Source organism: Streptosporangium amethystogenes subsp. fukuiense (genome assembly GCF_042665875.1).
Taxonomy (GTDB): domain Bacteria; phylum Actinomycetota; class Actinomycetes; order Streptosporangiales; family Streptosporangiaceae; genus Streptosporangium; species Streptosporangium fukuiense.
In genome coordinates this window covers 5,474,531-5,499,824 of record NZ_JBHTEE010000001.1, presented here as the reverse complement: position 1 = coordinate 5,499,824, position 25,294 = coordinate 5,474,531, and the positions used below count along the sequence as shown (strand labels likewise).

General features: G+C 70.6%; 22 protein-coding genes. 8 read left to right on the top strand and 14 right to left on the bottom strand.

What is annotated here, in order from left to right; all coding sequences use genetic code 11:
- The first annotated feature begins 3 nt into the window (after positions 1 to 3).
- The 3 genes from ACFQVD_RS23465 (at position 4) to ACFQVD_RS23455 (ending at position 3,051) form a co-directional block, all read left to right on the top strand.
- Positions 4 to 738, top strand: a complete 735-nt coding sequence (locus tag ACFQVD_RS23465) for a hypothetical protein (RefSeq protein ID WP_343973598.1) — start codon at positions 4 to 6, stop codon at positions 736 to 738.
- A gap of 93 nt (positions 739 to 831) precedes the next feature.
- Positions 832 to 2,289, top strand: coding sequence for an aldehyde dehydrogenase (NADP(+)) (locus ACFQVD_RS23460; protein WP_343973595.1), 1,458 nt, complete (start codon positions 832 to 834; stop codon positions 2,287 to 2,289).
- 453 nt (positions 2,290 to 2,742) lie between these two features.
- Positions 2,743 to 3,051: a 4a-hydroxytetrahydrobiopterin dehydratase gene (locus ACFQVD_RS23455; RefSeq protein WP_343973592.1), complete on the top strand. Its 309-nt coding sequence runs from the start codon at positions 2,743 to 2,745 to the stop codon at positions 3,049 to 3,051.
- Positions 3,052 to 3,266: 215 nt separating this feature from the next.
- Here the strand turns inward: ACFQVD_RS23455 and ACFQVD_RS23450 are convergent, their stop codons facing one another.
- The 8 genes from ACFQVD_RS23450 to ACFQVD_RS23415 form a co-directional block, all read right to left on the bottom strand.
- Positions 3,267 to 4,574, bottom strand: coding sequence for a pectate lyase family protein (locus ACFQVD_RS23450; protein WP_343973589.1), 1,308 nt, complete (start codon positions 4,572 to 4,574; stop codon positions 3,267 to 3,269).
- A gap of 121 nt (positions 4,575 to 4,695) precedes the next feature.
- A complete protein-coding gene (locus ACFQVD_RS23445; RefSeq protein ID WP_343973586.1) occupies positions 4,696 to 6,012 on the bottom strand; it encodes an ABC transporter substrate-binding protein in 1,317 nt (438 codons plus the stop codon).
- Between the two features lie 127 nt (positions 6,013 to 6,139).
- Complete coding sequence (locus ACFQVD_RS23440) at positions 6,140 to 8,113, bottom strand: DUF6807 family protein (protein ID WP_343973583.1); 1,974 nt, start codon at positions 8,111 to 8,113, stop codon at positions 6,140 to 6,142.
- A 4-nt stretch (positions 8,114 to 8,117) separates the two neighbouring features.
- Entirely contained in the window at positions 8,118 to 9,182 is a 1,065-nt protein-coding gene (locus tag ACFQVD_RS23435; RefSeq protein ID WP_343973580.1) for a mandelate racemase/muconate lactonizing enzyme family protein, read from the bottom strand.
- 7 nt (positions 9,183 to 9,189) lie between these two features.
- The gene (locus ACFQVD_RS23430; RefSeq protein ID WP_343973577.1) at positions 9,190 to 10,062 is read right to left on the bottom strand and encodes a 5-dehydro-4-deoxyglucarate dehydratase; all 873 of its coding nucleotides are present in this window, start codon (positions 10,060 to 10,062) and stop codon (positions 9,190 to 9,192) included.
- Entirely contained in the window at positions 10,062 to 10,946 is an 885-nt protein-coding gene (locus tag ACFQVD_RS23425) for an NAD-dependent epimerase/dehydratase family protein (RefSeq protein ID WP_343973573.1), read from the bottom strand. The genes ACFQVD_RS23430 and ACFQVD_RS23425 overlap by 1 nt, the downstream gene beginning before the upstream one ends.
- A gap of 48 nt (positions 10,947 to 10,994) precedes the next feature.
- A complete protein-coding gene (locus ACFQVD_RS23420; RefSeq protein WP_343973570.1) occupies positions 10,995 to 11,876 on the bottom strand; it encodes a carbohydrate ABC transporter permease in 882 nt (293 codons plus the stop codon).
- Complete coding sequence (locus ACFQVD_RS23415; RefSeq protein WP_343973567.1) at positions 11,873 to 12,787, bottom strand: carbohydrate ABC transporter permease; 915 nt, start codon at positions 12,785 to 12,787, stop codon at positions 11,873 to 11,875. Before ACFQVD_RS23415 ends, ACFQVD_RS23420 begins: the two co-directional genes overlap by 4 nt.
- A gap of 257 nt (positions 12,788 to 13,044) precedes the next feature.
- On the opposite strand from ACFQVD_RS23415, the gene ACFQVD_RS23410 reads away from it, so the two are divergent.
- Positions 13,045 to 14,028, top strand: a complete 984-nt coding sequence (locus ACFQVD_RS23410) for a LacI family DNA-binding transcriptional regulator (RefSeq protein WP_343973564.1) — start codon at positions 13,045 to 13,047, stop codon at positions 14,026 to 14,028.
- Between the two features lie 30 nt (positions 14,029 to 14,058).
- Positions 14,059 to 15,012, top strand: a complete 954-nt coding sequence (locus ACFQVD_RS23405) for an aldose epimerase family protein (protein ID WP_343973561.1) — start codon at positions 14,059 to 14,061, stop codon at positions 15,010 to 15,012.
- Positions 15,013 to 15,062: 50 nt separating this feature from the next.
- Here ACFQVD_RS23405 and ACFQVD_RS23400 read toward each other — a convergent pair whose 3' ends face one another.
- Positions 15,063 to 15,938, bottom strand: coding sequence for a LysR family transcriptional regulator (locus tag ACFQVD_RS23400; protein ID WP_343973558.1), 876 nt, complete (start codon positions 15,936 to 15,938; stop codon positions 15,063 to 15,065).
- 75 nt (positions 15,939 to 16,013) lie between these two features.
- Between ACFQVD_RS23400 and ACFQVD_RS23395 the strand changes: the two genes are divergently transcribed.
- Positions 16,014 to 16,538: a cysteine dioxygenase family protein gene (locus tag ACFQVD_RS23395; RefSeq protein ID WP_343973555.1), complete on the top strand. Its 525-nt coding sequence runs from the start codon at positions 16,014 to 16,016 to the stop codon at positions 16,536 to 16,538.
- A gap of 174 nt (positions 16,539 to 16,712) precedes the next feature.
- Here ACFQVD_RS23395 and ACFQVD_RS23390 read toward each other — a convergent pair whose 3' ends face one another.
- The 5 genes from ACFQVD_RS23390 to ACFQVD_RS23370 form a co-directional block, all read right to left on the bottom strand.
- A complete protein-coding gene (locus ACFQVD_RS23390) occupies positions 16,713 to 17,459 on the bottom strand; it encodes a PspA/IM30 family protein (protein ID WP_343973552.1) in 747 nt (248 codons plus the stop codon).
- Between the two features lie 8 nt (positions 17,460 to 17,467).
- The gene (locus tag ACFQVD_RS23385; RefSeq protein WP_343973549.1) at positions 17,468 to 18,199 is read right to left on the bottom strand and encodes a hypothetical protein; all 732 of its coding nucleotides are present in this window, start codon (positions 18,197 to 18,199) and stop codon (positions 17,468 to 17,470) included.
- Positions 18,199 to 20,022: a substrate-binding and VWA domain-containing protein gene (locus ACFQVD_RS23380; protein WP_343973546.1), complete on the bottom strand. Its 1,824-nt coding sequence runs from the start codon at positions 20,020 to 20,022 to the stop codon at positions 18,199 to 18,201. Before ACFQVD_RS23380 ends, ACFQVD_RS23385 begins: the two co-directional genes overlap by 1 nt.
- Positions 20,023 to 20,048: 26 nt before the next feature.
- On the bottom strand, positions 20,049 to 20,780 hold the full coding sequence (locus ACFQVD_RS23375) for a substrate-binding domain-containing protein (RefSeq protein ID WP_343973543.1): 732 nt from the start codon (positions 20,778 to 20,780) through the stop codon (positions 20,049 to 20,051).
- A 288-nt stretch (positions 20,781 to 21,068) separates the two neighbouring features.
- Positions 21,069 to 22,415, bottom strand: a complete 1,347-nt coding sequence (locus ACFQVD_RS23370) for a M20/M25/M40 family metallo-hydrolase (protein WP_343973540.1) — start codon at positions 22,413 to 22,415, stop codon at positions 21,069 to 21,071.
- Between the two features lie 292 nt (positions 22,416 to 22,707).
- On the opposite strand from ACFQVD_RS23370, the gene ACFQVD_RS23365 reads away from it, so the two are divergent.
- Positions 22,708 to 24,102: an aspartate aminotransferase family protein gene (locus ACFQVD_RS23365; RefSeq protein WP_343973537.1), complete on the top strand. Its 1,395-nt coding sequence runs from the start codon at positions 22,708 to 22,710 to the stop codon at positions 24,100 to 24,102.
- A gap of 70 nt (positions 24,103 to 24,172) precedes the next feature.
- Positions 24,173 to 25,288: an alanine dehydrogenase gene (gene ald, locus ACFQVD_RS23360; RefSeq protein WP_343973534.1), complete on the top strand. Its 1,116-nt coding sequence runs from the start codon at positions 24,173 to 24,175 to the stop codon at positions 25,286 to 25,288.
- Positions 25,289 to 25,294: the final 6 nt, after the last annotated feature.

Here is a 25,294-nt window from a genome sequence, read left to right as displayed (position 1 = left end):
GGTGTGATCCGTTCTCTGCTGGCCGCCGTGCTCCTGCTGACCGGCTGTTCCGCGACCGCCGAAACCACCGCGACCCTCGAAACCACCGCGACCGTCGCGCGGGCAGGAGCTCAGGCCGACGACGTCGTGGTCCGGTTCCTCAGGTGCGGCCCGATGACCTGCGTCGGCGGTGACAGCCTGAGCGTCACCGGTGACGGGCGGGCCGTCTCGCTGCGGGACGGGGAGCTGGTCGCCGTCCGGCTCTCCGCGACCGAGCTGGGGGACCTGCGGGCCGGGCTGGTCGAGGCCCTGGCGGGACGGGAGGGCACCCTCGACCGTACCGGGGGAGCCACCGACCAGCCCTTCGCCGTCATCACCGTGACCGGCCAGGACGGGAAGGTCCACGAGAACCGGCTGGAGGGGGCGCCGCTGGTGGAGGACGAGCGGATCGTCGCCGCCGGTGAGCGGCTCACGGCGCTGACCGGCCGGATCCGGGCCACCGGCACGCCGGACCGCACCGCGCCGATCACCGTGACCCTGTACGAGGGCCGCGGTGTCCGGCCCGTCCGGCAGGCGAGCTGGCCCGAGGGTGTCCTCGCGCCGGTGCTGGACCAGGCTTCCGGGAACCCCTCCTCCCGGACGTACCGGGGAGAGGAGGCGAAGGCGCTGCGGACCGCCCTGGGCGCGGCCGGGGAACAGGTGGCGGTGCTGGTCGGGGGCCGGACGCTGATCGCCGGCTGGGAGGCGGAGCTTCCCTAGCGCCGGTCCGCGGGGTGGCCGCTGTTGCGGAAAGCGCTTACCGTAGGAGGGTGGCCCAGCGAGCCATGACAGGCTCCACCGAGGAAAGGCTCCGTGTTGATCCACTCAATTGACCCCAGGACCGGCGAGTTCGCCGGGGACCCCTACCCCCTGACCTCGGACGGCGAGGTGGACGCGGTCGTCGGAGCCGCCCACACGGCGGGGCCCGCCTGGCGTTCCGCCGACCGGGCGCCGGTGCTGGAGGCGGTCGCGGCGGCACTGGAGGGAGGCGTCGAGGAGCTCTGGCGGGCCGCCGACGCCGAGACCGCGCTCGGGGAGACCCGGCTCCGCGGCGAGGTGGGGCGGGCCGCGGGCCAGTTCCGGCTCTTCGCCCAGGTGCTGCGGGACGGCGGGCACGTGGAGGCGGTGATCGACCACGCGACGGCCCAGCCACCGGCCCCCGACCTGCGGCGGATGAACCACCCGCTGCCCGGCGTGGCCGGCGTCTTCGCGGCGAGCAACTTCCCGTTCGCCTTCTCGGTCGCGGGCGGTGACACCGCCTCGGCACTGGCCGCCGGATGCCCGGTGGTGGTCAAGGCGCACGACGGGCACCCGCGCACCTCGGAGCTGTCACAGAAGATCATCCAGAGCGCGCTGCCCGATCCGGCACTCCTGGGCCTGGTCCGCGGGCTCGACGCGGGAAAGCGGCTGGCCACGCACCCTTCCGTGGTGGCCGTGGGGTTCACCGGCTCCATCCCCGGCGGTAAGGCCGTCCAGGCTCTCATCGCCGAGCGTCCCGACCCCATCCCCTTCTACGGCGAGCTGGGCAGCGTCAACCCCGTCGTCGTGCTGCCCTCGGCCGACCGCGAAGGACTCGCCCAGGGGTTCGCCGCCTCGCTGACCCTCGGCACCGGCCAGTTCTGCACCAACCCCGGACTGGTCTTCGTCCCCGACGACGCCGAGCTGCTGACCGCCATCACCGAGGCGGTCTCCGCGACCGCGGGCGGGCCGATGCTCACCGAGCGGATCCGGGGCGGCTTCCTGCACGGGCTGGCCAGGCTCGGCAAGCTCACCACCCTGGCCGAGGGGCGGCCGGGCGAGGGGGCCTTCGCGGTGGCGCCGCAGGTGTTCGTCACCGACCTGGCGTCGTTCGCCGGCGCCCTGCCCGACATCGCCGAGGAGTGCTTCGGCCCGGCCTCCGTCGTCGTGGTCTACGACGACGCGGCGGAGCTGCCCGCCGTACTGGAGAGGCTGGACGGCTCGCTGACCGCCACGATCCACGCCACCGACCCCGGCGAGGCGCGGGAGAGCGCCGAGGTGCTGCTCAGGAAGGCGGGCCGGCTGATCTGGAACGGCTGGCCGACCGGTGTCGCGGTCCGCTGGGCCATGCACCACGGCGGCCCCTGGCCCGCGAGCACGGCCGCCGCGCACACCTCGGTCGGCGCCGCCGCGATCCGCAGGTGGCTGGTCCCCACCGCCTACCAGGACTGGCCGGCCGAGCTCCTCCCGCCCGAGCTGCGCGACGACAACCCCCTCGGCATCCCCCGCCGGGTCGACGGGGTCGTCTCCTAGACGCGGGTCACCTACCGGCCGTTGCTCCTCCGACCTGCCCGGTGGCGTGTGCCCCCCTCGCGGGGGCTGGCCGCCGACGGACGCAGGACCGCCTCGCCCGACACGGCTTCGCGACCTGCTGGACGAGCAGGCCGCGGAGCCGCATGCGAGGTCCGTGGCTTAGGGCGGTCGCCGACGACCCGTCGATGACCTCGTTCCTGCCCGACCGGGCGTGACAACGGGGTGTTCTGGGCGCGTCAGGCAAGCGCTCTGGCCGCAGTTCCTGAACCGGAACGGGTTGTCCAGATCGTGTCAGCCACTGCGGCGATCGTCGAGGGCACGGGATCGGCTCGACTGCGTCAGGAGCTGAGGGAAATCCCTCGCCGCGCGACTGCTTGGGCAAGCACCTCGTCTGGCAGAGAACTGAATGAGATCATCTCCCAGTTCAACTGACTGCATGACGCGGAGATACCGATGACCCCTCAGCCGTTGTCCGAAGAGCAGATCGTCGCCCATCTGGCCGAGCTGCCAGGGTGGGAGCGTGAGGGGCAGGCCATAGCCCGGACGTTCAAGCATGCTTATCACGAGTGCGTACATCTGGCCATGTACGTCGCGGCCAAGGCTCGCGAAGTCGGCCACCACCCTGATATCCACATCACCTGGCAGCGGATCCGATTCGTGATCACTACTCACGACGCCGGGAATCGCCTCACAGCCAAGGACTTCGAACTCGCCCGCCACATTGACGTGATCGCCGCCGGTCATGGCGCCGAAACGGTCTGAACTCACGATCGGAGCGATCTCGCTGTGTCACGGAGTCTCCCAGTCGAAAAGGTGCCGGACACGTTGGTAGGTGTCCGGCACCTTTCGATATGTTGCGGGGCGGCTGTGACCGGCCCGTTCGGTCTGCCGGGCGCCCCTGGGGGCCGCCGCAGAAGCCGCTCACCGCGTTCAGGTTTCCGACCGCGCGTTCGCGATCTCCACGCGGGTACGGAGCGTTAGCCGATCTTGCCTGAGCCCGCGTGCCGGGAGACGGACCGGCGTACCTCCGGGGCCGGTTCGATCGCGGTGTGCAGGGTGGGGGTCCAGCCCGCGTCCGTGCCGAAGTCGGGGTCGTGGGCGGCGTTGTAGGCGGCGACGAGGTCGAGGGGGACGACGGGCCCGCCGACGCGGAGCACGTTCCCCCTGGCGGTGAGGGACGTGCCGCCCCAGTTGTAGAGCAGGCTAGCCGGAGACACGGCCCGGCTCAGCCGGAAGAAGTTGTTCTCGGCGAAGATCTGCGACTGCACGCCCACGCCGAGGGCGTACACGAAGGTCGAGGCGTCCGGGATCTCGTAGTAGTTGTTGTAGACGTGCACCTGGCCGAAGCGCACCCGGGGCAGCCGCTGGAGCGTGTTGTCGAAGTGGTTGTGGTGGACGGTGACCTTCAGCTTGCCCGCGTCGGTCGCCGGGTTGTTGGTCGAGCCGATCAGCATCGTCTTGTCATGGTCGGCGAACCGGTTCCAGGAGGCCGTCACGTAGTTGGAGCCGCTGGTGATGTCGAGCTGCCCGTCGTGCACCTGGTAGGGCCTGCCGAAGTACAGCGGCTGGTTCGAGTCCGGGTTGTCGCCGTCGGTGAAGGTGTTGTGGTCCACCCACACGTGCGTCGAGCCGGTCACCGAGATGTTGTCGTAGAGGGAGTTCCAGTTGCCCTCGTCGCCGTCGGTCGGGTCCCACTGCGGGAAGCAGTCGGCGGTGTCCTCGAAGTCGATGTTGCGGACGATGACGTTGTCCGCCTTGTCGATGTGCAGGTTGACGCCCCGGATGCGCGCGTCCTTGCCGAGGCCGACGATCGTGGTGTTGGAACCGACCTTGAGCTTGATGTTGGCGGTCTGCCTGGCGGCCGAGGCGGCCCGCGCGTCCTCCAGCGGGCCCGAGGGCTCGGTGTCCCTGCCCCACACCGCGGGGTCGTACGCGGCCAGGTAGGCCTCCAGCGTGTAGCCGCCGGTCGCGTAGTCCGCGCAGGTCCTGTCAGTGTCGATGGTGCCCTTCACATAAATGATCTTCGGCGAGGGTGCGGCGAGCGCGGCGGCGAGCTGGGCCCGGGTGGACACGGTGTGCGTGTTCGACGTCGGCGCGGCGGCGCCGCCGGTGGTTCCGGTGCCCTCGGCGGCCCAGCCGTCGTTCGCGGGCAGGGTCTGGCGGCCGAGGTCGGCCTTCCGTCCGGCGGGTGAGGCGGTGGGGGTCTCCGGGACGGCGGCGGATGCGGCCGGGGCGGCGAGAACCGCCAGGGAGAGCAGGGCGGTGAGCGCGACGGCTCGTTTCATGGTGGTTCCTCCACAGGTCAGGTGGGAGGGGAGGCTCCGTGAGAACCTCGGGAGCCTTCCGGAATGGCGAAGGCGGGCGCGCCCAGGTCAGGGATGGGCGCGCCCGCCCCGATGGTCAGGCTCAGCCGCCGTTACGCTGCTTGTACGACGCCTGGGCCTCCGTCAGTTTGGCCGCGAACGCGTCCAGGAAGTCCTTGGGGGACAGGGCGCCCTGCAGGACCTTCTGGAACTCCGGCTCCATGTCGGTCTTGGTGATCGCGTTGAACTCCGGCAGGTGGTAGGGCATCTGCACGATCTTCGTCGCCGGGTCGTTGAGCACCTTGACCGCCGCGGCGATGTGCTGCAGCCCCGCGATCCACGGCTCGTCGTTGACGTCGGTGTTGGCCGGGAGCACGCCGGTCTGCTCCGACCAGTAGCTGTTCATCTCCTTGGAGGCGGCGAACTCCGCGAACTTGTACGCGGCGTCCTTCTTCTCGCCGGAGGCGAACACGCCGATGCCCGAGACCGGGTTGGACAGGATCGCCTGGACGCCCCCGTCGGACTTGGGTACGGGCATGGCCGCCACGTTGCCCGCGCCGATCGTCTTGACGTGGTCCTGGTACGACCCCAGGTTGTGCTGCATGATCGCGATGTTGCCGCCGTCGAACTGGGCGACCATCTTCGTGTAGTCGTTGCTGATGTCGGCCTCGGGAGTGACCTTCTTGTACAGCCCGGCCAGCTTCGTGAGGGCCGCCACGTTCCTCGGGTCGTTGACCGTCGCCTTTCCCGAGGCGTCGAAGATCTCGGTGATGCCGGACTGGCCGTACACCACCTCCAGCATCTGCGCGATCGAGCCCGCCCCGCCGCGGATGGTGAAGCCGTAGCGGTTCTTGGCGGTGTCGGTCAGTTTTTCGGTGGCGGTGAAGAAGTCGTTCCAGGTCGTGGGCGTCTTGAGGCCGGCCTCCTTGAACCAGTCGGTCCGGTACCAGAAAACACCCATATTTGTGGACATGGGAACCAGGTAGGTCTTGCCGTCGGGCACGGTGCCCTTGACCGTGCTCACCACCTGCTCGTTCAGCTTGCCGTTCAGCGCGCCACCGGAGATCCGGGCGTCCACCGGCTCCAGCGCCTTCTGCGCCACCAGGCTCGACAGCATCGCGGTGGAGACACCGCCCACGTCGGGCAGGCCGCCTCCGGCGATCGCGGTGTCGTACTTCTGCTGCGCCTGGGCGATCGGGATGCCGACGTACTTCACCTCGATGGACGGGTTCGCCTTCTGGAACTCGGCGATGATGTGCTGCCACACCGGGGTGCGCGCCGGGCCGCCGTTGTCGTCCCAGAAGGTGATCGTGGTCTTCCCGCCGGAGGACTCCGGCTCCTCCGCGCCGCACGCGGCAAGCCCGGTGCCGAGCGTCAAGGCCGTGGCCAGGATCGCCAGGCGCTTTGAGGGTGAAGTCATTGCTCTCTGCCTCTCTGTGTCGTGTCCCCCGACATTGCTTGACCGTATGGGTGCCGCACTCCGCCCGAGGCGCTCTGCTGTCCCGGGTTGGTCACATCGCGTGAGATGCCGTATCGCCCCTGGCCCGTCACCGGGCGACCTCCGCGGCGAGCGCCGCCGCGTCGCCGGGGTCCAGCCGGCCGTCCGCGACGACGGTGACGATCCTTCGCCTCAGGGTGCCCTCGATGAGCAGCGGCGTGTCCCAGGCGAGGGCGGGGCCGGCGCCCGGGTACTCCACGATCCGGACGAACCAGGGGTCGTCCCGCTGGACGAAGACCAGGGTCCAGTCCGCCGAGGCCATGGCGAGCCACGGGGCCGTCGACCCGTGCACCGCGTCCTCGCCCTCGGCGTCCGCCGTGAAGACCTGGCGTCCGGCGGCCGTCCCCGGCGCCCGCCAGAAGAAACCGCCGTACCCGGCCCCCGCGCGGCCCTTGGTGGCCGAACTCCTGACGGGCAGCGGCTCGCCGGTGAGGTTCGTCAGCTCGAACGACATGTCGAGCGCCCAGCAACCACCCAGCTCCACCACCCGTACGCTCCGCGCCTCGCGGGCCGTCTCGACGCCGTCGGGCCCCTCCCAGGCCAGTGACTCCCCGAACCCGGAGGAGTCGCGCCAGGAGAATCCGAGATGCCGCTGCGTGCCGTGGTCGCCGAGCCAGGTGGGACCGGCGTCGCGGACATAGGTGCGCCCGCCCCAGAAGTTGCCCCCGCCCAGGTCGGAGATCGCGATGCTCACTCCCAGGTGGTGCACGTGGTCTTCCGGCGCGACCTCGGTCACGGTGGTGCCGCCGAGGGTGCGCACCGGGTGCAGGTACGGCCGGGGCGACGACGTCGGCGGCAGCTCAGGCGCCACGACGTACTCGGCGACCTGGCGCCCGTGCGCCACGAGCACCGGCCGCAAGGCGTCGCCCCGGAGCGGTCTCCGCGCCCCGTCGCCCGGGCCGGGAACCGTCCGTCCCGCGCCGGCTCCCCCCGCGCGGCGGAGGCGCCCGCTCCAGGGCACCCGCAGTTCCGAGTAGAGCGCCAGCCGCTCCGCGCTCGACGCCGTCACCTCGGCGATCCTGGGCAGCACCCGGCGCTCCGCACCGACCTCCTGGAACACGTCCGGTATGGCGGTGGGCTCGGGCGCCAGCCGGACCGCCTCCAGGACGCGCATGAAACCCCGGGTCCGCTCCAGCGGTACCAGCAGCTCCGTGCCGTCGCGGAGGTGCGCGACGAGGTTCTCCAGCAGGTCGGTCCTCGGGTGCACGGCCGAGGTCCCGTCGAACTCGACCCGGTCCTCGGTGTAGGTCAGCCTGATCCGTCCCTCCTCGCCGTGCACGATCAGGTACGGCTCGTGCCGCCGATCCGCGCAGAGCGAGACCGCGACGGTCACCACGGTCCCGTCGTCCATCCGCATCCGCACGGATGAGGTGTCGTCCGCCTCGATCGCGTTGGCCCGGTAGAGCTCGACCTCGACGTCTCCCACCTCCGCCCCGGAGATGGCCAGCGCGGTCGCGGTCGCGTGCGCGAGCGGGTTGGTGAGGGCGCCGTCCACCACGGGCACCCCGTCGACCTCGCGCCTGCCGGCCCACGGCACCCGGCTGTAGTAGGTGTAGGGGCGCTCCCACGCGCCCGCGGCACCGATCCCGGTGACCCGGCCGATCGCTCCCTCGGCGACCATCCGCCGGATCGCGGGGATCGCCGCCGAGCCCAGGCTCTGGAATCCCACCTGGCAGGCGAGCCCGGTCTCGGCGACCACCGCGGCGATCCGCTCGTAGTCGGCGTAGGTCGCGGCGGGCGGCTTCTCCAGCAGCACGTGCGAGCCGGCGCGCAGTGCCCGCTCCGCCAGCTCCGCGTGGGTGTGGATGGGCGTGCACAGGATCGTCACCTCGGCGGAGGTGCGCCAGATCAGCCCGGCCAGGTCGCCGGAGAACTCCACCCCGGCGGGCAGGTCGTCGACCGGCCGCACGTCGCACACCCCGACCAGCTCGACCAGCCCCGCCTCGGTCAGCCGCCGCACGTTCGACAGGTGCCACCAGCCGTGCCCGTGCGCCCCGGCCAGCACCACGCGAACCGGTTTCATCAGGTCACCTCCATCGCAGTCCAAGGCCCCGGTGGTCTCCGGCGCGCAGCTCGCCCTTCTCCACCGAGACCGGGTAGGGCTCTTCGATCAGGCCGAGCGCCGCGAAGGAGGCGTCCTCGACCTCCTCGGTCATGCACGGCAGCGGCAGGGCCAGGGCGAGCTGCCCGGAGATCTCCGGCAGCAGGTGCGGGTAGACGGGCACCCCGAACGTCCTGGCCAGCTCGGCGATCCTGAGCAGCGGGGTGATCCCGCCGACCCGCACCACGTTCGGCTGCAGGACGTCGCAGGCCCCGGCGAGGAGCAGGTCCCGGAAGTCGTAGACGGAGTAGGCGCTCTCTCCCACGGCGATCGGGACCTCGACGCAGGAGCGGAGCCGGGCCTGCCCGGTCACGTCGTCGGCGGGCAGCGGCTCCTCCACCCAGTGCAGTCCGTACTCCGCCAGGGCGGAGATCGCCCGCCGGGCCCGAGGCAGGTCCCAGCGCTGGTTGGCGTCCACCATGAGCAGCGTGTCCGGCCCGATCACCTCGCGGACCGCGGCGACCCGCGCCACGTCCTCGGCCAGCGAGTCGCGGCCCACCTTGACCTTGACCGCCGGGTGGCCCGCGGCCCGCCACCGCCCGGCCTGCGCGACGAGCTCCTCCATCGAGTAGTGCAGGTTCACGCCGCTGCCGTACACCGGCACGCTGTCACGGCGCCGCCCGAGCGTGTCGACCAGCCCCGCCTCGCCGCAGCGCAGGTCCCACAGCGCCAGGTCGACCCCGGCCATCGCGATCGTGGTGAGCCCGCCGCCGCCCGCCTCGCGCAGGTGCCGCCAGAGCCGGTCCCAGACGACCTCCGGATGCGGCTCCAGGCCGACGACGGCCTCGCCGATCTCGCCGTCCAGCAGGGCCCGCACCGCCCGGGCCCCGATCTGCGGGGTCCAGGAGAACCCGGTCCCGCTCCGTCCGTCGGCCAGCGTCAGCCGTACGACGACCACGTGGTTGGCGGGCACGTCGGCACCCCACGGCCGCGGCAGCGCCACGGTCCGCAGCGTCGTCTCCAGGGAGGTGATCACTGGCCGCGCGGTCATCGGCCGCTCACCGCCCGACCAGGGCCAGGCCGGACTTGATCAGCCCGGCGAGCTCCTCCACGTGCTCGGCGGAGGGGTCGACCAGCGGCGGCCGTACCCCGCCGACATCCAGGCCGCGGTGCCGTACCCCGGCCTTGACCAGCGAGACCGCGTAACCGGGAACCCGGTCGCGGAGCCGGACCAGGGGGGCGTAGAACTCCCTGATCAGCCGCTCGTCGCCGCCCAGATAGGCGGTGGCGATCTCGGGGGCGAAGCAGAAGACCGCGCTGGAGTACAGCTCCACCCCGATGCCACGGTAGGCCGGCATGGTCAGCTCGGCCGTCGGCAGGCCGTTGAAGAACAGGAAGTCGGGCCGTTCCTCCCGCACCGCCAGCACCGTCCGCTGCATGCGGTCGATGTCGCCGACGCCGTCCTTGATCCCGATCACACCGGGGATCCGGGACAGCTCGACCGCCTGCTCGGGGGCCAGTACCACCGAGCCGCGCTGGTAGATGATCGTGGGCAGCACCCCGGCGACCGCCGAGACGTACGCCGAGTAGCCCTCGCGCGTACCGTTCACCAGGTAGGGGGGCATGAGCAGCAGCCCGTCGGCGCCTGCGTCCCTGGCCGCCCCGGCCTGGGCGAGCGCGGCGCCGATCGGTCCTCCCGCTCCCGCCAGCACCGGCACCCGGCCGTTCACGGTCTCGGCCGCGATCCGCACCGCCTGGGCGTGCTCCGCCTCCGACAGCGCGGAGAACTCGCCGGTCCCACAGGCCACGAAGACCCCGCCGGGACCGTGCTCCAGTCCGCGCCCCACATGCTCGGCCAGTACGTCACCGGCCACCGAGCCGTCGGCGCGGAACGGGGTGACGGGAAAGAACAGCACTCCGCTGAGGTTCATCACAGGGCTCCAATCTCGGTGCGCCAGCTCCGCTTCGCCTGCCAGCCGAGCAGTCGCCCGGCCTTGGCCGAGGAGAAGGCAGGCGTCGAGCCGGTCAGTTTCTCCGCGAGTCCCGCGGTCGCGGGGTTGACCCGGGGGAGGAGTTCGGCCAGTGGCTCGCGGGCCAGCGCGTCGGCCGCGCCCGCGAAGAACACCTCGCCGCTCGGCAGTCCGGGCAGCTTGTCCAGCAGGGCCAGCACCATGTCGGAGGCGTCACGGGCGTCGATGTAGTTGAACAGCGACGTCCCCGCGATCTCCGGCCGGTCCAGCCGCTCGGCGATCGTGTGCCCCGACTGGGTGGGCGCGCCCGCCCACTCCTCGGGGGCGACGACGAAGCAGGGCCGCACGGCCGCGAACCTCGCCTTCGAACTGCGCGCGAACGTGGCCATCACCTGCTCGGCGACCAGCTTGGACAGGCTGTAGGCGTTCCACGGCGCGACCGGATGGTCCTCGTCGAGCGGCAGGTAGGAGGGGACCCAGCCCTCCGTGCCGTACCCGATGACCGTGGGGCTGCTGGCGACCACGATCCGCTCGACCCCGACCCCGGCGGCCGCCTCGCAGACGTTGAACGCCAGCTGGGTGTTGACCCGGTAGGTGAAGGCGTCCGTCCTGCTGAACGGGGTGGCGATCGCGGCCAGGTGCACCACGGCGTCCGGCCGGAACCTGGTCATCACCTCGAAGGACTCCCCCAGATCCGTCAGGTCGGCGGGGAGCACCGCGGTGGCCGCCGAGGGGGTGCCCGGCGCGGTGTCCACACCGATCACCTCGTGCCCGGCGTCTGCCAGCGCGGTGACCACGCTCCGGCCCAGCCGCCCGGCGCTCCCGGTGACGAGAGTTCGTGTCATTGGTCGCTCACCGTTCCTTAGTCGACATGGGACTCGCCGCCAGGGGACTCATCCCTTCACCGCCCCGGCGGACATGCCCTGTACCAGATAGCGCTGAATCACCGCGAAGACCAGCACCACCGGTACGGCGGCGACGACGCCGCCCGCGGCCAGGGCGCCGAAGTCCACGCTGAACTCGCCCAGGGTGTACGCGAGACCGACGGGCACCGTGAACTTCTCCTGCTCGCTGACGAACATCAGCGCGAACAGGAAGTTGTTCCAGCTGTGGATGAAGGCGAACGAGCCGACCGCGACCAGGGCGGGGCGCAGCAGCGGCAGCACCACGGCGAAGAAGCCGCGCAGCCGGCCGCAGCCGTCCACCCAGGCGGCCTGCTCCAGCTCCACCGGGACGTTCCTGATGAAGCCGCTGATCAGGATGAGGGAGAGCGGCAGCTGGAAGACCGTCTCGGCGATCACCAGGCTCCACAGCGAGTTGACCAGGCCGAGGACGCGGAAGATCTCGAAGAGCGGGATCAGCATCATCGCGCCGGGGATGAACTGGGTGCAGAGCATCCCGACCATGAACAGCTTCCGGCCGCGGAACTCGTACCTGGCCAGGGCGTAGCCGCCGGCCAGCGCGACCACGGTCGTCATGACCAGGGAGGCGACGCCCACCATCAGGCTGTTCTTGAAGAAGACCGCGAAGCTCAGGTCGTTCCAGACCGTCGCGAAGTTGTCGAACGTGATCGGCCAGGGCAGCAGCGAGGTCGATCCCCTGGGCCGGAACGCGAAGACCAGCATCCAGTAGAAGGGGACCAGCGTGAACAGCAGGTAGAGCCCGAGGGGGACCCAGATCTCCCAGCGGCCGACCTTCCCCTTCTCCCTGCGGCCGGTACGCGGCGCGAGCGCGGACGGGGCCAGGCGCGGCCGTTCGGCCGTCTGGAGTGTCATGACTTCGCTCCGAACTTGCTCAGCCGCAGGTAGGCGATCGAGAAGAAGGTCAGGATCAGGAAGGCGGCGGTGGTCAGCGCCGAGCCGTACCCGAAGTCGTGGGACTGCACGGCCTTGGCCGCCACGTACAGCGGCAGTGTGGTGGTCGCGTGCGCCGGGCCGCCGCCGGTCAGCGTGTAGAGCAGGTCGACGTTGTTGAACTCCCACACGCAGCGCAGCAGCGTGGACAGGATGATCGCGTCCTTGAGGTGCGGCAGCGTGATGTGGACGAACCGCCGCACCCGCGAGGCACCGTCCACCGAGGCCGCCTCGTAGAGTTCCTTGGAGATGCTCTGCAGGTCGGCCAGGAGCAGGATCGCGAAGAACGGCACCCCGCGCCAGAGCTCGGCGAGCACGGCCGCCCAGAAGACGGTGTCCGGGTTGGCCAGCGGCGCGGCGCCGTACTGCATGAGGCCGAGGTCGGCGAGGTAGCGGGAGACGCCGGTCGTCGGGTTGTAGAGCAGGATCCAGATGCCGGTGGTCAGCACCCCGGAGACCGCCCAGGGGGAGAACACGGTCGCCCGTGCCAGGCCGCGGCCGACGAAGGTCTCGTTCACGATCAGCGCCAGGACCAGCCCGAACACCAGCTGCAGGAACACCTCGACGCCGACCCACTTGAGGCTGAAGCCGAGGCTCTGCCAGAACAGCGGGTCCTCGAACAGCAGCCTGCGGAAGTTGTCGAGGCCGGCGAAGCCGTTGTCCCAGGGCTTGGTGACGTTGTAGGTCTGCAGGCTGTAGTAGATGACGCTGGCCATCGGGTAGACGAGGAAGCCGAGCATCGCGATCACCGCGGGGGCGATCAGCAGGTAGGGGGTCCTGGCCGCGGGGCCCAGGCGGCGGCGTATCCGGGGATTCGCCGTGGTGATTGCCATCGCCGGCAACTCCTTCCGAGTCGGCGTCAGGGGCTGCAACCGGTTGCATGAAACATGGCGGACATATCCCAGCAACGTCAAGGGCCCAATTTCGTAAACCACCGCTCATTTACGGATTTTTCGTTATTTGCAACTTTGATGGCCTCGCGGTCCCTGCCGCTGGGCCCGATCCCGGTCCGGTTCCGGCGTTGACAGTTACGCAACCGCTTGCACTAATGTGCTCAGGGGCCGGTGAAGGGCCATGACGGAGGAGCACGGTGGCAGCGACGATCAGAGATGTGGCGCGGGCGTCGGGAGTGCACGTCTCGACGGTGTCCCGCACCTTCTCGGCGCCGCACCTGGTGAACGCCGAGACCCGCAATCGCGTGCTCGCGGTCGCCGAGGACCTCGGCTACCGGCCCAACCGGGCCGCGCGGGCACTCACCACCGGCAGGACCCACAACATCGGCCTCATCGTCGCGGACATCTCCAACCCGTTCTTCCCGCCGCTGATCAAGGCCGCCCAGGCGCATGCCAGAACCCGCGACTACCACGTGTTCGTCGCCGACACCGACGAGGATCCACAGGTCGAGGAGGAACTGATCCAGACCCTCGCCAAGCAGGTGGACGGGGTCCTGCTCTGCAGCCCGCGGCTCTCCAACCGGGTCATAGAACGTCTCCACGCCGAGGTGCCGTTCGTGGTGGTCAACCGGAGGGTGAAGGGCATGCCGACGATACTGATGGACGTGGGCCAGGGCGCCCGCCTCGCCATCGAGCACCTGACCGGGCTCGGCCACCGCAGGATCGCCCTGCTGTCCGGGCCGAGCGGCTCGTGGACCAGCGGCGAGATGCGTGCCGCGGCGGCCGCGATGGACGGTGTCGAGCTGGTGATCCTCGGCCCGAACGCGCCCACCGAGCGGGGCGGCCTCGCCGTCGCCGAGGAGGTGATCGCCTCCGGCGTCACCGGTGTGCTCGCCTACAACGACCTGGTGGCCATCGGGCTCATCGAGGGGCTGTACGAACGAGGCGTGCGCGTCCCCGACGACATCAGCGTGGTCGGCGTCGACGACATAGTGGCCGGGCGGCTGAACCGGCCCAAGCTGACCAGCGTGGCCATGCCCACGGCCGCCGCCGGGCGGATGGCGGTGGACCTGCTGCTGCAGTCCTTCGACGAGGGCGCCACCCCCACCCTGGCCACCCTCGACACCCACCTGGTCGTCCGCGAATCCACAGACCGTGCCGCGCTTTTCCCCCGGGGCTGAGCCCCCAGGTCTCCACGCTGGAGGTTTTTGATGAACTTCGGAATCACCCCGACGGGGGAGCATGTCGAGCGGCACGTGCTGTCGAACGGGCCGATGCGCGCCTCGATCCTCAGCTACGGGGCGATCCTGCAGTCGCTGGAGGTCCACGGCGTCGACGTGGTCCTCGGCTACACCGGCCTCGACGACTACCTGACGCGCAGCCGCTACTTCGGCGCCGTGGTCGGCCGGTACGGAAACCGCATCGCGAACGGGCGTTTCACCCTCGACGGCCGTGACCACGAACTGCCGGTCAACAACGACCCCAACAGCCTGCACGGCGGCCCCGGCGGCTTCTCCAACCGGGTGTGGCGGGTGACCGAGGTCTCCACCTCGGCCATCACGCTGGAATATGTCAGCCTCAACGGCGAGGAGGGCTATCCGGGCATACTGACCGCCTCGCTCACCTACACGCTGACCGAGGACGCGCTAAGGCTGGACTACCGCGCCTTCACCGACGCGCCGACGGTGCTGAACCTGACCAACCACTCCTACTTCAACCTCGCCGGCGGCGGCGACATCCTCAAGCACGTGATCCGGATCGACGCCGACCGCTACCTCCCCGTCGACTCCACCAAGATTCCGACCGGTGAGCTGGCCCCGGTGGCGGGCACCCCGTTCGACTTCACGACCCCGCGGGAGATCGGCGACAGGATCGACGATCCGCTGCTGGGGGGCGGCTACGACCACTGCTACGTGCTGCGCGGCGGCATCGAGGTCAGCGAACCGGTCAGCGGGCGCGTCATGGAGGTCTCCACCACCGAGCCCGGCGTGCAGTTCTACTCCGGCAACATGCTGGACGGCATCGCCACCGCGTACGGCAGGCACGCCGGCCTCTGCCTGGAGACCCAGCACTTCCCCGACTCGCCCAACCAGGACCACTTCCCCTCCACGGTCCTGCGCCCCGGCGAGGAGTTCACCTCCACCACGACCTACCGCTTCCGCTGAGTCCCCGGAGCCGGCGGGCGCGGGCCGGGCGGGTCGGCCACGGCCGGCGGCTAAGGGCGGGTCACCGAGGTCAGGGTGGCCAGCAGGGCGGCGGTGGCCGGGGGGTCGGGAGGCTCGCCGTAGGTGGCGGCGTAGACGCGGCGGGTCGAGCCGGGCAGTTCGGTCAGGGTGACCTCCGGGTTCCGGTGGGCCCGCAGGGCGAGGCTCGGCAGGGCGGTCACCCCGATCCCGGCGGCGACCAGGGCCTGGACCGCGACGGCGTCGTCGGTCGTGAAGGCGATCTCCGGCTCGAAGCCCGCCCTGGCGCACAGTTCCAGCAGATGGCTGCGGCACCGGTCGCAGCCGCCGATCCACCGGGAGTCGCGGTGCGAGGCCAGATCGCCGCCGTCGCCACTCTGGCCGGAGGTGACCAGGTAGCTGGTGTCGTCCAGCAGGTGCAGCAGGCGGATCCCGTCGTCCTCCGGGTCGGTGTTCTCGAAGCGGAAGATGACCGCCACGTCCACGTAGCCCGCCCGGAGCATGCGCAGCGCGTCAGGGGGCTCGGTCTCGGTCAGCCGCAACTCCAGGCCGGGGTGCTCCCGGGCGAGGGCGGCGGCGGCCTGCGGCACGAACGTGCCCAGGGCGGAGGGGAAGGCGGCCAGCCTGACCCGTCCGGCGCGCAGGCCCACGTGCGCCGACAACTCGGCGGAGGCGGAGTCCAGGCGGCCGATGATCTCGGTGGCCCGCTCGGCCAGCAGACGGCCCGCCTCGGTCAGCCGGATGCCCCGGCCGGCCCGCTGGATCAGCTTGGCCCCGGTCTCGGCCTCGAGCTTCGCGAGATGGTGGCTGACCGAGGGCTGGGAGTAGTGCAGTTCCCTGGCCGCCGCGGTCACCGAGCCGTGTCTGGCCACCGCGGCGAGGACACGAAGCCGCACGATATCGAGCATGTATCAACTTTATCGATGAATGAACGGAAAAATGGGCATTAGACGTTATGTATCCCCTCGGCGCATCCTGGGGCCATGAAGACGTTGACGCGCACCCGTCCAGGCCTGGCCGAGATTGTCGAGGGGGTCAGGGAACTCGTCGATCCGTCCGCCGACCCCAGGGCGACCGCCTTCGCGGTGGCCGACCTGCTGCGCGAACGGCTGCCGTCCCCCGAGATCCTCACCGAGGAGGAGCGCCTCGGCGACCCCGACGGCTACATCGGCCACACCCTCCACGCTGAGGAGGGCTTCTCGATCGTGGCCGTGGTCTGGCGGCCCGGTCAGCGGACCGCGATCCACGACCACATCGCCTGGTGCGTGTTCGGCGTGCTGCGGGGTGTCGAGTACGAGACCCTCTACCGCGACCACGGCGACCACCTGGCCGAGATCGGCAGGACCGCCAACCAGACCGGAGAGGTCAGCGGTTTCGCCCCGCCCGGCGACATCCACCGCGTCCACAACACGGGGGACGAGACCGCCATCTCGCTGCACATCTACGGGGCCGACCTCAGTGCCGCCCCCACCAGCGTGCGGCGCGTCTACGACCTGCCCGTCCGCTGAACCACGCCGGGAGCGGGCACCCTCGCCCCGGTCGTACGTTCGCCGCGAGGCAGGTTCGGCGAGCGGGTCCGTGGCCCACCCCGTCCCGCCGGGTGCGCCCCTCCGAGGGGCGTGTCGGCGGAGCGGGGAACCCGGTCCGCCGAGGGCCGGGCGGCGGTCGATTCACCGCGGGGCCTACTTTCCGATCTCGGGCTTCCTGTCGGTGTTCAGGCTCTCCCTGATGGCCTCCAGGCGGGCCGCGCCCTCGACGTCGATGGCGGCGCGCTCGACCTCGATCATGCGGGCCTCGACGGAGCCCGAGGTCAGCTCGGCCTCGCCGAGTGCGCGGGCATAGCGCTTCTCGATCTTGTCGCGGACCTGGTCCAAGGTGGGCGTCTCACCGGCGGGGGTGAGCCCGGACAGGTCGCCCATGGCCTTGTTGAGCTCCTCCTGGACCTTGGCCTGGTCGAGCTGGGAGAGCAGCCGCATCCGCTCGGCGATCTTCTTCTGCAGGGCCATCGCGTTGTTCTCGACCGCGGCGCGCGCCTGGGCGGAGAACTGCCTGGCCCGCTCGTACGTCAGCTGCGACTCCTGCTGCGCGGCCTCGGCCGCCACCAGGCGGGAGGCGAAGGCCCGGGCCGAGTCCTCGTACGACAGGGCCTTGCGCTCGTCGCCCGCGGACCGCGCCTGTTCGGCCAGCAGGAGGGCCTGGCGGGCGTTGGCCTGGAGCTTCCCGGTCTCCTCCATCGAGCGGGCGAGCTTCATCTCCATCTCGCGCTCGTTGCCGATGACCGAGGCGGCCTGCTGGCTCAGCCGCTGGTGCTGCTCCTTGGCCTCCGCGATGGCCTGCTCGATCTGGACGCGGGGGTCGGACAGCTCGTCCAGCCGCCCGGAGAGGGCGAAGACCAGGTAACGCCAGGCCCTACGGATGACCTTGAACATGGGGCTCCTTATCGATCCAGCGCGTCGCGCGTGATCTGCTCGGTTTCGTGGAGGCCCTGGCGGACTCCTTCAAGGGCGTCGGCGAGCTCGTCCAGTACCCGAGTCGGCTCCAGCCGGCCGTTCGCCGACACCGCCGACAGCTCCACCACACGGGCGAGGAGCTCCTCGATGCTGATGGCGCTCGACTCCATCCGGGCGAGCACCTGCTCGCGGGCCGAGGCGAGCCGGTCGACCACGGCCCGCTGGGAGGCCAGCGAGGCGAGGGCGCGGTCGAGGTCCGCGACCAGGTCCTTCCTGGCCTCCGCGCGGGCTCGGGTCAGCCGGGCCTGCTCGTGGCCGAGCCTGTCGAGATCGAACCTGGCCAGCGCGGTGCCGGTGAGCGAGGCCTGCTCGGCCAGCCGCTCCAGGGTGGCCGTCGAGTCGTCCACCTGGGGGCGCATCAGCGCGATCCGCTCGGCCAGCGGGCCCTGCCCCATCGAGGCGCTCAGCTCGGCGAAGCCGTAGGCGGCGGATCCCGCCCGTCTCAGCCAGTACTCCTCCTGGCTGCCGGCGGTGACGGCCGGCCGGTCACGGCTCCCGCGCTCCGGTAACGCCGAGATCCCGGCCTTGACCAGCCAGACGACGACGCCGACGAACCCGGCGGCGACCGGGTGCACGCTGACGGCCCACGCGGCGCCGCCGGCGGTCGCGGCCAGCAGCAGGCCCCAGGGGTCCTTGAGTTCGTCGACGAAGCGTGCCATCAGAAGTTGGATACCACTGCGGTGAACACCTGGTCGATACTTCCAGGTTTGCGAGAGTCATACGCGGCGGCGCTGGTCGCCTCGGAGATCTTGCGCAGCACGTCGAGGTCGGCGTCCTGGCCGTAGGCGATGGTGAACATCCGCACCGTCTCCTGGCCGGGTTCGGTGCGCAGTTCGGGCAGCAGGTTCTCCAGGGCGAGGCTGTCGGGGTCCTCGTTCTTGCCGTCGGTCAGGAAGACCACCGCGTTGATCGCGTCACCGTTCCGCAGCTTCCGTACCCGCTCGTGGGCGGCGAGGGCGGTGTCGTACAGGCCGGTGCCGCCATCGGGGGTCAGGCCGTCAAGCCTGGCGCGCAGCTTCTTGCGCTGGGCGTCGTCGACGGCGGAGAGCGAGGCCAGTTCCAGGTGGTCCTTGTCGCCGTCCCGCTTGGTGGAGAACATCCACAGCCCGACCCTGTCGTGCGAGGCGAACTGGGGCAGCGCGTTGATCGCGGCCTGCTTGGCCAGGTCGAGCTTGCTCTTGCCGGTGCCGGGCACGGTGGCGCCCATCGAGCCGGAGACGTCGATGACCATGAGGACGTTCGCGGGCTTGCGCAGGTCGGCCCAGCTGGTGAGCACCTTGTCGAGCACGTTCGGCGCGGGCGGGCTGAGGGTCGTCTTCGGCTCGGCGGGCAGCAGCCCGTTCGCCTGGGTGATCAGCTTGCCCGCCTTGCCGTCGTGGGAGCGGAAGGCGAACTCGGCGAACCGCTCCTGCTGCTCGGGAGCCTGCAGGTGCGCCAGGAAGTCGGCCGCCACCGCCCGCTTGGCGTCGTCGACCCACGAGGCGGTCAGCACCGCGTACGGGTTGTCGGAGTAGAGCGTGCCCTCCTTGGGATAGATCGCCACCAGCGGCACCTTGGGCTTGGCGTGCTTGCCCAGCGTCGCGGGGTCACCGGTCGGGTTGCCCTGGTTGTAGTCCCAGACCGACTTCTCCTCCACCGCCACCGCGGAGATGTAGCTCAGGCCCGCGCCCGCGTCGTCGGCCCGCTGGAGGTTGGACAGGAACGTCAGCGTCGTGTCGCCGTAGTGCACGATCGAGCGTTCCACCTCCCGGACGAAGTCCCTGGTCCTGGCGTCGGCCACGTTCTTCTCCGACAGGTCGCCGGACAGGCCGGTCGCCGCGAAGTAGGCGCCGACCGTGGCGTTCAGGCCGCTGGTGGAGAAGTTGGGGTTGGTCTTGCCAAGCTTGAAACGGCCCCACTCGGGGTGACCGTACTTCGCCCACGACCCGGCCGACACGGCGAGCAGGTCCGACCAGCCGAGCTTCTTGTCCGGCCAGCCCAGCGCCTGGGCCATCGGCATGGGCATCGCCACGACCAGGGGCGTCTTGGCGATCGACGGGTTCTCGGCGGCGACCAGAGAACCGGTGTCCTTTCCCGCGACGCGCTGCTGGAGCAGGGTGACCCAGCCGCTGCTGGCGGGTGACCACACGTCGGGGCGGGGGCCGTCCTGCCGCTCGTCCCAGCCCCTGGCCAGGGCCTGCAGCGCGCCGCCGCTCGCCTTGGTCTCGATGACGACGTCGGCGCAGCGCCCTTCCACGGTCCTGCCGCTGTAGCCGGAGGCGATCTTCCTGAGCAGCTCGGCCTTCTCCGACGAGGCGGCGACGGTCAGGGTGACGCCGTCGTCGCACGCCTTGGGCCGCTCGCCGGCCTCCGACGCGCCCGGCCCTCCGGGTTCGTTCGCGCCGACGAAGATCCGCAGGGCGACGATCAGAGCTCCGGCGAGAATGATCGCGACGATGAACGGGGCGAAGTTCCTACGCCGTCGCTGCGGCTGCTGGTACAACCCTGCCTCCCGGGGGATGTCTGTACTTATCCGACGAATGAACCGCCTTCGGAGTTCGCCACGGTCAAAAGTCGCCGCGGTGAGATGTAGGCCATCGACTCGCCCCGGTCGTCCGCGCGCAGCAGGTTGCCCAGAAACGTCATGGAGATGTCGCCGTAGTGCACGATCGATTGTTCCACCCCCTGGACGAACCGCCGGGTCTTCGGGTCGGCCACGTCACGGGCCGTCAGGTCCGAGGTGGTGCCGGTGGCGGCGAAGTAGGCGCCGATGGTGGCGTTCAGGCCGCTGGTGGAGAAGTTGGGGTTGGTCTTGCCCAGCTTGAACCGGCCCCATTCGGGGTGGCCGTACTTCGCCCAACCCTGCGGGGCGGCCGCCAGCTCGGCCGGCTCCGACCAGCCGATCGCCTTGCCGGGCCAGCCCAGTGCCTGGGCCATCGGCTTGGGCATCGGCTTGGGCATCGCGAAGACCAGGGGAGCGGTGACGATCGGGTTCTGTCTGCCGTCGGCGACCGGTACGGTGCCGTCGGTGTTGGAGGCCTGCTGGCGCAGCAGCGTCACCCAGGCCGACGGGGCGGGGGACCAGACGTCCGGCCGCCTGCCGTCGGCCCTCTCGTCCCACCCCTTGGCCGGCGCCCGCATCGCGGTGCCGGAGTTGGCCTCGTCGACGACCACGTCGGCGCAGCGCCCGGCCACGCTACGGCCGCTGTAGTCCTTCGCGACCTCGCGCAGGATCCAGATCTTGTCCTGCGAGGACGCCACCCTGATCTGCGTCGACTCGCCGGAACAGGCGCTGGGCCCGTTCGGCTCGCCCCCGGGCCACCGCTGAAGTACCAGCGCAGCCCGGCGAGCAGGTACGGCAGGACACGCCGGCGGGGTCCTGCAGGGGGTGGACCACGAGGTGATCGTACGACCAACGGCGATTCTTCGCCGGACGGTAGCCCCCTGGAAAGCCGGAGAAGACGGGGCCCGCCCGCCAGGTGATCGCGCGGTCGCACGAGGAGAAAGCCCGGCACGAACCCGTGGGCGTCGTGCCGGGACCTTGGACGGTCAGGCCGTCGAGGAGCCGTACTCCTGGAGGAAGAGCGCCTCGGCGGTGGCGGTGCGGCGGAGTTCCTCGATGTTCACCCGCTCGTTGGGGGCGTGGATCGCCGCGTCGTCGTCCTCGGCGCCGAAGAGCAGGATCGCGGCGGCGGGGAACTGCCTGGCGAAGGTGGAGACGAGCGGGATCGAGCCGCCGGCGCCGACGTCGCGCGGCGGGCGGCCGAAGGCGCGCTCCATGGCCCGGTTCAACGCGGAGCGGGCCGCGCCACCGGTGTCGGCGAGATAACCGGAGCCCATGGTGTAGTCGCCGACCTCCACCTGGACGCCCCAGGGCGCGACCTGCCGCAGGAAGTCGACGACCGCCTCGATCGTCGTCTTCGGGTCGCCGGCCGGGGGCACCCGCACTGTCACCCGGGCCCTGGCGACGGCCTGGACCGCGTTGACGGCGCCGGAGACCGGCGGCACGTCCAGGCCGGTGACCGTGATCGCGTACGAGGCCCACAGCCGGTCGGCCAGCGAGCCCGAGCCGATGGTGGAGACGCCGTCGAGCACGCCCGCGGTGGACCGGAAGTCCTCCTCCGACGGGCCGGAGCCGAGGAAGCTGCCGCGCGGCAGGCCGGGAACGCGGATGTCGCCGTGGTCGTCGTGCAGGGCGGCGAGCATCCGGATCAGTGCCGCGAGGGCGTCCGGGGCGGCGCCGCCGAACGAGCCGCTGTGCAGCGACTCCCTGAGGGTGCGCACCTCGATGGTGAAGGCGCCCATGCCGCGCAGCGAGGTCGTCACCGACGGATCGCCCACCCGGGGGTTGCCGGTGTCGGCGACCACGATCGCGTCGGCGCGGAACAGTTCGGGGTTGCGCTCGACGAAGGACTCCAGGCGCTCGCCGGCGTACTCCTCCTGGCCCTCGATGATGACCTTGACACCGACCGGGAAGCGGCCCTGGAAGGTGCGGAGCGCCGCGACATGGGAGATGACGCCGGACTTGTCATCGGCCGCGCCGCGACCGTAGATCGCGCCATCGATCTCCGTCGGCTCGAAGGGCGGGGTGCGCCAGAGCACGAGGTCGCCCGTGGGCTGCACGTCGTAGTGCGCGTACAACAGGACGGTCGGCGCGCCGGGCGGGGCGGGGGCCTCGGCGTAGACGGCGGGGAAGCTCCCCTCGACGGGGATCTGCTGGACACGGGGCAGGCCGGTGCTCCGCAGCAGTTCCTCGGTCAGCGCGGCGGCCGCGTGCACAGGCTCCTCCGGGTGGCCGGGGAAGGCCACGGAGGGGATGGCGACGAGCCTCTTGAGGTCCGCGATCGCCTGGGGCAGGCCGGCGGTGACGGCGTTCTCGATCTCGTCAGGAGTCACGACTTTCCCTCGCATCTGAATATCTGGTCCGCCCTATTGGATCACAGCCGCCGACGCGGAGGCGCTCGCACATGGCGTCGGCGCGCCAGGGTTCCGCCAAGTGGGACAGGGGGTTGGGTAAGATTCCGGCGCCGGTGTCGGGTACCGGCATCCGATGACGGATTTCGTCGTTCTTGTATATATGTTTTGCGGATTTCGACGCTCTAAACACTTCAATACCACGTTTTCACTTGGCAAGAGCGGTTCTGGCAGGCAGACTGTTGAGGGCTCAGCTAAACGAGGGAAGATCGTGATGAAGCACCCTGAAAACACCGACGTGACCTCACTCATGAAGGCCGCGCAGGACAACCTGTGGATGCACTTCACCCGGCACAGCTCGTATGAGGGCGCCGAGGTGCCGATGATCGTGAGGGGCGAGGGCTCCTATATCTACGACGTGCACGGCAAGCGCTACCTCGACGGCCTCGCCGGGCTCTTCGTGGTCCAGGCGGGACACGGCCGCAGCGAGCTGGCCGAGGCCGCCGCCAAGCAGGCCCAGGAACTGGCGTTCTTCCCGCTCTGGTCGTACGCGCACCCCAAGGCGGTCGAGCTGGCCCAGCGCCTCGCCGCCGAGACCCCCGGCGACCTCAACCGGGTCTTCTTCACCACCGGCGGCGGCGAGGCCGTCGAGAGCGCGTGGAAGCTCGCCAAGCAGTACTTCAAGCTGATCGGCAAGCCGCTCAAGCACAAGGTCATCAGCCGCCAGATCGCCTACCACGGCACCCCGCAGGGCGCCCTGTCGATCACCGGCATCCCCGCCTTCAAGCAGATGTTCGAGCCGCTGGTCCCCGGCTCGGTCCGGGTGCCCAACACCAACCACTACCGCGCCGACGAGATCACCGGCGTGCCCGGCATGACACCGGAGCAGTACGGCCACTGGGCCGCCGAGCGCGTCGCCCGCGCCATCGAGATGGAGGGCCCCGACACCGTGGCCGCCGTCTTCGTCGAGCCGGTGCAGAACGCCGGCGGCTGCTTCCCGCCGCCGCCCGGATACTTCCAGCGCCTCCGTGAGATCTGCGACGAGTACGACGTCCTGCTCGTCTCGGACGAGGTCATCTGTGCCTTCGGCCGCCTCGGTACCATGTTCGGCGGGCAGAAGTTCGACTACGTCCCCGACATCATCACCTGTGCCAAGGGCATGACCAGCGGCTACTCGCCGATCGGCGCCATGATCGCCTCCGATCGCCTCTTCGAGCCGTTCAAGAACGGCACCGAGATGTTCGCCCACGGCTACACCTTCGGCGGCCACCCGGTCTCCTCCGCCGTCGCGCTGGCCAACCTCGACCTGTTCGAGCGGGAGGACCTGCTCGGCCACGTCACCCGCAACGAGCCGGTCTTCCGTTCCACCCTGGAGCGCCTCCGAGACCTGCCGATCGTCGGCGACGTGCGCGGCTCCGGCTACTTCTGGGGCGTCGAGCTCGTCAAGGACAAGGTCACCAAGGAGACCTTCAACACCGAGGAGTCGGAACGCCTCATCAGGGGCTTCCTCTCCGGCGCCCTGTACGAGGCGGGTCTCTACTGCCGCGCCGACGACCGGGGCGACCCGGTCATCCAGCTCGCCCCGCCGCTCATCTGCGGACCCAGGGAGTTCGACGAGATCGAGTCCATCCTGCGCTCGGTGCTGAAGGAGGCGTGGAGCCGACTCTGAGCGCGAGCGGCCGCGCGAGGCTCACCGAGGCTCACTGTGACATCCCGTCGAAACCCCGAAAGGAACTCCCATGAGGATCGGCGTACCTGCCGAGGTCAAGAACCACGAGTACCGTGTCGCCGCGACCCCGGCAGGTGTGTACGAGCTTGTCCGGCACGGCCACGACGTCTACGTCCAGCGCGGCGCGGGCATCGGCTCGCACCTCGGTGACGAGGAGTACGTCTCCGCCGGAGCCAAGATCCTTGATGCCGCCGACGAGGTGTGGGGTCAGGCGGAGATGATCCTCAAGGTGAAGGAGCCCATCGCGGAGGAGTACCACCGCATGCGCCCCGGCCAGGTGCTCTTCACCTACCTGCACCTCGCGGCCGGTCGCGAGTGCGCCGAGGCCCTGCTGGAGCGGCAGGTCACCGCCATCGCGTACGAGACGGTCCAGGTCGGCAACACCCTGCCGCTGCTCGCCCCGATGTCCGAGGTCGCGGGCCGCCTGGCCCCGCAGGTCGGCGCCTACAACCTGATGCGGTTCAACGGCGGGCGCGGCGTGCTGCCCGGTGGCGTGCCGGGTGTGGCTCCCGCCAAGGTCGTCGTCATCGGGGCCGGCGTGGCCGGGCTCAACGCCGCGCAGATCGCGGTCGGCATGGGCGCGGACGTCACGGTCCTCGACCTCAACATCGACCGCCTGCGCTTCGTCGACGCCGTCTACCAGGGCCGTCTCAAGACCCTCGTCTCGACCTCGTACGCGATCGAGAAGGAGGTCCTGGCGGCCGACCTGGTCATCGGGGCCGTGCTGATCCCCGGCGCCAAGGCCCCGACCCTCGTCTCCAACGAGCTGGTCTCCTCCATGAGGCCGGGCTCCGTGCTCGTCGACATCGCCATCGACCAGGGCGGCTGCTTCGAGGACTCCCGGCCGACCACGCACGCCGAGCCGACCTACCGGGTCCACGACTCGGTCTTCTACTGCGTGGCCAACATGCCGGGCTCGGTCGCCAACACCTCCACCTACGCCCTGACCAACGCCACGCTGCCCTACGCGGTCAAGCTGGCCGGCCTCGGCTGGAAGGACGCGCTCAGCCAGGACGCCCCCCTCGCGCTGGGCCTCAACACCCACGCGGGACGGCTCACCAACGAGCAGGTCGCCATCGCCCTCGACCTGCCCTTCGTGCCGGTCTCCGAGGTCGTCGCCGCCTGATCCGGG